We start from the raw sequence: 6,328 nt of genomic DNA on the forward strand, positions 1-6,328 counted from the left end.
GAATAGCCGGAACGATCTGCGGCGTCCCAGTATTGGGTGGGACGTCGAATGTAGATGATACAGGCATGAAGAAGCTGCGCTCCCGGGTAACGACTGACGGCCTCGACCGCGCGCCGCATCGCGCGTTCATGCGTGCGATGGGGCTGGACGACGCGGCTCTCGCCAAGCCGATGGTCGGGGTCGTCAGTATGAAGGGCGAGCAGACGCCCTGCAACATGACCCATGATTTCCAGGTCGACGCAGCCAAGGCGGGCATCGAGGAAGCCGGCGGAACACCGCGCGAGTTCACGACGATCTCGGTGTCCGACGGCATCAGTATGAATCACGAGGGGATGAAGTTCTCCCTGTTTTCGCGCGAACTGATCGCCGACTCCATCGAAGCCGTCGTTCACGGCCTTGCCTATGACGCATTGATCGGCTTCGGCGGTTGCGACAAGACGCTTCCCGGCGTGATGATGGGCATGATCCGCTGCAACGTGCCGTCGATCTTCATCTACGGCGGCAGTGCGTTGCCAGGCCGACTGGAAGGACGAACGCTGACCGTGCTCGATTCCTACGAGGCGGTCGGCGGCTTCATGACCGGCGAGATCGATGGTGCTACGCTCGAAAAGATCGAGCGGAGCTGCCTGCCGACCATCGGCGCGTGCGCCGGGCAATTCACCGCAAACACCATGGCGATGGTTTCGGAGGCGATGGGCCTCACCATCCCCAATTGCTCGATGATCCCCGGCGTCTACCCGGAACGCGCGCAGGTCTCGCGCCGTGCGGGCCGGCTCGTCATGGAAATGCTCGAGCGCGGCGGGCTACTGCCGCGCGATATCGTGACACGGAAGGCGCTGGAAAATGGCGCTGCAATTGTTGCTGCCACCGGCGGCTCGACGAATGCGGCCTTGCACCTGCCGGCAATAGCCAATGAGGCCGGGATTTCCTTCACCATCGATGATGTCGGTGAGGTTTTTGCCCGCACCCCGCTGATTGGAAATCTGCGTCCCGGCGGCAAGTATACCGCCAAGGATGTTTACGATGTCGGCGGAGCGGCCGTCGTGATCTGGGAGCTGGTCCAGAGTGGACATATTGACGGAAGCTGCCTGACCATCACCGGTCGAACGATTGCCGACGAGTATGGCAGTTCCAACGCGCCGGACGGCGAGGTGATTTATTCGGCCGGCACACCCATTATGAGCGATGGAGGCGTCGCAGTGCTCAAGGGCAGTCTCTGCCCGGATGGTGCCGTGATCAAGGTTGCGGGATTGAAGAGCCTGTCCTTTGAAGGGCCGGCGCGTGTCTTCGAAGATGAAGAGGCCTGTGTCGAAGCCGTGCGTAGCCGCAGCTACGGGGCAGGCGAGGTCCTCGTGATCCGCAATGAGGGACCGGTTGGCGGCCCCGGCATGCGCGAGATGCTCGGCGTTACGGCGCTGATCTATGGCCAGGGTATGGGCGAGAAAGTGGCCCTCATCACCGACGGGCGTTTTTCCGGAGCAACACGTGGCATGTGTATCGGGTACGTATCCCCTGAAGCCTTCGTCGGAGGCCCGTTGGCGCTGGTGCGCGACGGCGATAGAATTAGGATCGACGCGAGCAGCCGTCGCTTGGATCTGTTGATCGACGAACGAGAGCTCGAAGCGCGCCGGCGCGACTGGAAGCCGCGGCCACCGCGCCACCGCGCCGGAGCTCTTGCTAAATATGCGCGACTCGTTGGCCAGGCTCCAGGAGGAGCGGTCACTCACGAGGGACCGGCGGAATGGCCCTGGTTCAAGTGAACGGTTCGAGCGTTAGAACGGCATTTGCTTGGCAAGTTTCTTGATCAATCGATGCCGGTCGTTAGGGGAATTGAACGGGTTCGTACTCGGAGGCGCGCGCGCATGAGGCGAGAGACGGCATGAAGGTGTTGCCTTCGAGATCGGGTGAGGTAGCGACTCCGACGCTGGCACAACGGCCTGCGACCGCGATGATCGAAATCGACCGCGTATCGCAGATCTTTCAAACGTCGGCGCGCAAGGCCCATCTTGCGCTGTCGGATATCTCGCTGACGATCGAAGAAGGCGCTTTCGTCTCCATCCTCGGGCCGTCCGGCTGCGGCAAGTCGACGCTTCTCTACATTGTCGGCGGTTTCGTCAGTCCGACCAGCGGCTCTGCGAAAGTGAAGGGCAAGACGATCACGGCGCCCGGACCCGATCGCGGGCCGGTGTTTCAGGAGTTCGCGCTCTTTCCATGGAAGACCGTCCTGGGCAACGTCATGTACGGGCCGCGTCAGCAAGGCATCCGCGCGACAGAGGCAGAGGCACAGAGCCGCGCGCTGATCGAGATGGTTGGCCTCAAGGGTTACGAGAATTTCTATCCCAAGGAGCTGTCAGGCGGAATGAAGCAGCGCGTCGCGCTTGCCCGCACGCTCGCCTACCATCCCGAAGTGTTGCTGATGGACGAGCCCTTCGGAGCGCTCGATGCTCATACGCGTACGCGGCTTCAGAACGACCTCCTCAACATCTGGGAACGTGACCGGAAGACGGTTCTGTTCGTGACGCACTCTGTCGACGAAGCGGTGTTTCTTTCAGACAAGGTCGTGATGATGTCGCGATCTCCCGGTCGTATCCGGCAGGTGATTGATGTCGATCTGCCACGGCCACGCCGGCGGACCGAGCTGCTGCTCGATCCGCGCTATCAGAAATACATCGTCGATATCGAGCGCATGTTCGATGATGGCGACGAGGTTGGTGTGAACGCATGACGTTGCCCGCTACCATCGGTAGGCGTGTTGCTCCCGTGCTCGCCTGCGTCGGACTGTTCGCGGTGTGGCAGGTTGCGGCGCTTGCCCTGAAGAACGACAGTTTCCCAACCGCGCTCGAAGCCATGCGTGCGGTTCCGGCCATTCTTGGCGACAAGGAGTCCCTGATCAATATCCTGGCGTCGCTGCGTCGCATGGCAATCGGTTTTGCTGCGGCCGTCGCCGTTTCGATCCCGCTCGGGCTCCTGATGGGCCGGAGCCGGGCCGTGGCGGCTTTCTTCAATCCGCTTCTAATGGTGATCTATCCCGTGCCAAAGGCGGCGTTGATGCCGATCATCATGCTGTGGCTCGGTGTCGGCGATATCGCCAAGACGCTCGTCATCTTTCTCGGCGTCAGTCTGCCGGTAATTTATCACAGTTTTGAAGGCGCCAAGGCGGTCGAAGAGAAGATGCTGTGGTCCGGGGCCGCCATGGGCCTGTCATCTGTACAACGCCTGGTCCGTATCGTGCTCCCGGCGGCGTTGCCGGAGATCCTGACTGGTTGTCGTACGGGGATCGTGCTGGCGCTGATCACCATGATCACCAGCGAGATGATCGCCCGTCAGTCCGGCGCCGGCAATATCCTCTTCAATGCGCTCGACATGGGCCAGTATGACACCGTCTTCGCGATGATCATTATCGTCGGTGCCATGGGAATAGGTCTTGATGCGGCCTTTGAGAGGGTCCGGGCCCGCTTGGTGCGGTGGTCGGAGCCGCAGTTCGATATGCCCCTGAGCTTTTCATGAAGTCGCGCACGCTCTCTACGGACGTCTTCCTCGGGCTTCTGCCGATCGCCTTGCTGATCGCATTGTGGCAGGGCCTGGTATCGTTTGGAGTGGCGCCAGTCGCCTTGCTGCCTCCACCGGGATTCGTTTTTACGCGGTTGCTGCAACAGCTTGCCACCGCCGGTTTTCAGCAGGAGATCATCGCGACCCTGTTCCGGTTATTCGCTGGTTTCCTGATTGCGGTCGCGCTGGGCGTCAGCATCGGTATGGTGGCGGCTGCGAGTCCCGCGATCAACGCCATCGTGCGGCCGGTCGTACGGGTTCTCGCGCCGTTGCCGAAAGTCGCGTTTTATCCTGCGCTGCTGCTTCTGCTCGGCTTCAGCCATGAATCGAAGATCGCGCTGGTCGCTGCGGATGCGCTGTTCCCGATCCTTTTGTCCACCTATTATGGTGCTTCCACCGTGGAGCAGAAGCTGATCTGGTCGGCGATGGCGGCTGGTACGCCGCGGCGGGAGATATTGCTCAAGGTCGTGTTGCCGGCTGCGATGCCGTCGATCCTGACGGGGTGCCGCATCGGGCTCGTCATTTCGTGCATCGTGGTGTTCCTGGCCGAGATGATCACGTCAACCGACGGCCTCGGCCATGTGCTCATCACTGCGGCTCGCACTTTCCAGGCCGTTGACATGTTCGTGCCGTTGATCACGATCTCCCTGCTGGGATTGATCCTGAACGCCCTGTTGCAGGCCGCACGGTTGTACCTGCTGCGGGGCTTTCCCGAGGCGTGATCTGAGAGCACAAGAGAATAAGAAAGTCGGGGAGTGAATCATGCTGGCAGATCGGATCGAGGCGAAATGGATCGACGCGTTCTGCGAGATTTTTGAGCGGTGCGCCGTCAAGGCGGGCGATACGGCCGCCATTCTTTCGGAAACCCAGTCGCGTGCGCTCAACGTGCATCTGGCGGAGCTCGCTCTGCTGCGTCTAGGCGCACGGCCGTTCCATGTCGTCATGCCCACTCCGAGAAACCGCCATAACGTGCCCGTCCGTTCCACCGGAGCGAGCGAGGCGATCCAGCGGATGGCGCCCGTCATCAGCGCCCTGCAGCAGGCTGGTTTTGTGGTCGATTGTACCATCGAAGGCTTGATGCACGCCGTGGAGACGCCGGAAATCCTCAAGGCGGGCGCCCGAATTCTGGTGATCTCCAATGAACACCCCGAAGCGCTTGAGCGCATGGTGCCGGATCCAGCGCTCGAAAAGCGGGTCCGCGCGGCGGCCAAGATGCTGCGGGGGACGAAGAGGATGCGCGTCACCTCGAAGGCAGGCACGGCGCTCGATGTCGACATGGTCGGGGCTTCCACTGTCGGGGTCTGGGGGTGGACCGACAAGCCGGGTACGCTGGCTCATTGGCCGGGCGGCATCGTCGTCAGCTTTCCGAAGAGCGGGACCATCAACGGGACTCTGGTCATGGCCCCGGGCGACATCAATCTCACCTTCAAGCGCTATCTGACGTCGCCAGTGAAGATGACGTTGAAAGACGACTATGTCGTCGAACTCGAAGGAGAGGGCACCGACGCCGCTATGATGCGCGCCTATCTTGCCGCGTGGGGCGACCGAGAGGCCTATGCGGTGTCGCATGTGGGCTTCGGCATGAACCCGGGCGCGCGCTACGAGGCGCTGTCGATGTACGATCAGCGCGACACCAACGGCACGGAACTGCGCGCGGTCTCCGGCAACTTCCTGTTCTCGACCGGTGCGAATGAATTTGCCGGTCGCTACACGGCGGGGCATTTCGATCTGCCCATGATGGGAACCACGATCGAGCTCGACGGCGTTGCCGTGGTGCGTGACGGCGTGCTGCAGGACGTGTTCGGCTAGAGCATGATCCGGAAAAGTGTGAAGCGGTTTTCCTTCGCGACAAACGCGGAACGCGTTTGCACGGAGATCATGCTCAAACAACAACCTAAAGCGCGATGACGAGTCTTCCTGATCTCATCGCGCTTTAGTCGCCGTCGAGCGCCGGCGGTTGCGCAAGGCCAAAGTGCCGGAGCAGGTCGACCATCGCCTTGAGCCGTGCCTCGCGATAGGCGTCGACATCGAGCCCCGAATAATCGAGGAAGCCTGCGCCGGTACGGAGTCCGATCCTGCCTTCCTGCATGTTGCGGGAAATGACCTCCGGTGCCCGATAGCGATCGCTACCGAGGGCGGCTTCGAGATAGCGGCTGGCGTAAAAGAGAATATCGCCGCCGCCCCAATCGATGAACTCCAGCAGCCCCAGCACCGCGTAGCGGAAGCCGAACCCGTAGCGGATCGCCTTGTCGATCTCCTCGGCGCTGGCAACGCCTTCCTCGACCATGCGCGCAGCCTCGTTCATGGCGAGCGCCTGGATGCGCGGAACGATGAAGCCGGGCGTTGCGGCGCAGACCACCGGCACCTTGCCGATGCCTTCAAGCAGCGCCTTGACTCGATCGACAACGGCGGGATCGATGGCAGCGCCTGGCGAGATCTCGACAAGCGGGATCAGATAGGCCGGATTGAGCCAGTGAACGTTGAGGAAGCGGCCGGGATGTTCGATCGCACTGGAGAGATCGTCGACGAGGATCGTCGATGTCGTGGAGGCAATGATGGTGTCGTGTGGGACCTGCCTTGATGCAGCCGCGAGCACCTCGCGCTTGAGCGCGACGACTTCGGGGACCCCTTCGAAGACGAGGCCAGCGCTTGACAGGGCTTTCTCGCTTTCGCTGGCCTGTACCACCGAGACCCGTCTGATGAGCATGTCAGCTTGCGCGTCGGCGAGCAGTCCCAGGCGCGCCAGGCTTCCGAATGTCGTGCGGACCTCGTTCAACGC

General features: G+C 61.9%; 6 protein-coding genes. 5 read left to right on the forward strand and 1 reads right to left on the reverse strand.

What is annotated here, in order from left to right:
• The first annotated feature begins 65 nt into the window (after positions 1-65).
• The 5 genes from ilvD to SO156_RS36110 all read left to right on the forward strand — a co-directional run bounded on the left by ilvD (position 66) and on the right by SO156_RS36110 (position 5,358).
• Complete coding sequence (gene ilvD, locus SO156_RS36090; protein WP_498538103.1) at positions 66-1,760, forward strand: dihydroxy-acid dehydratase; 1,695 nt, start codon at positions 66-68, stop codon at positions 1,758-1,760.
• A gap of 119 nt (positions 1,761-1,879) precedes the next feature.
• A complete protein-coding gene (locus SO156_RS36095) occupies positions 1,880-2,725 on the forward strand; it encodes an ABC transporter ATP-binding protein (protein ID WP_498538104.1) in 846 nt (281 codons plus the stop codon).
• Positions 2,722-3,507: an ABC transporter permease gene (locus SO156_RS36100; RefSeq protein WP_458148801.1), complete on the forward strand. Its 786-nt coding sequence runs from the start codon at positions 2,722-2,724 to the stop codon at positions 3,505-3,507. The genes SO156_RS36095 and SO156_RS36100 overlap by 4 nt, the downstream gene beginning before the upstream one ends.
• Positions 3,504-4,271 (forward strand): ABC transporter permease, encoded by a 768-nt coding sequence (locus SO156_RS36105; RefSeq protein ID WP_498538105.1) that lies wholly within the window; start codon positions 3,504-3,506, stop codon positions 4,269-4,271. Before SO156_RS36100 ends, SO156_RS36105 begins: the two co-directional genes overlap by 4 nt.
• 40 nt (positions 4,272-4,311) lie before the next feature.
• On the forward strand, positions 4,312-5,358 hold the full coding sequence (locus SO156_RS36110; RefSeq protein WP_458148799.1) for a 2,5-dihydroxypyridine 5,6-dioxygenase NicX family protein: 1,047 nt from the start codon (positions 4,312-4,314) through the stop codon (positions 5,356-5,358).
• A 124-nt stretch (positions 5,359-5,482) separates the two neighbouring features.
• On the opposite strand, the gene SO156_RS36115 is transcribed toward SO156_RS36110, so the two are convergent.
• On the reverse strand, positions 5,483-6,328 hold an 846-nt coding region (locus tag SO156_RS36115; protein ID WP_498538106.1), incomplete at its 5' end, for a 3-hydroxybutyryl-CoA dehydrogenase.

Source organism: Bradyrhizobium sp. UFLA05-125, assembly GCF_059803515.1.

Bases quoted from the DNA above. Each gene is read 5' to 3' on its own strand.
- ilvD (WP_498538103.1), top strand. From the start codon at position 66: ATGAAGAAGCTGCGCTCCCGGGTAACGACTGACGGCCTCGACCGCGCG.
- SO156_RS36095 (WP_498538104.1), top strand. From the start codon at position 1,880: ATGAAGGTGTTGCCTTCGAGATCGGGTGAGGTAGCGACTCCGACGCTG.
- SO156_RS36100 (WP_458148801.1), top strand. From the start codon at position 2,722: ATGACGTTGCCCGCTACCATCGGTAGGCGTGTTGCTCCCGTGCTCGCC.
- SO156_RS36105 (WP_498538105.1), top strand. From the start codon at position 3,504: ATGAAGTCGCGCACGCTCTCTACGGACGTCTTCCTCGGGCTTCTGCCG.
- SO156_RS36110 (WP_458148799.1), top strand. From the start codon at position 4,312: ATGCTGGCAGATCGGATCGAGGCGAAATGGATCGACGCGTTCTGCGAG.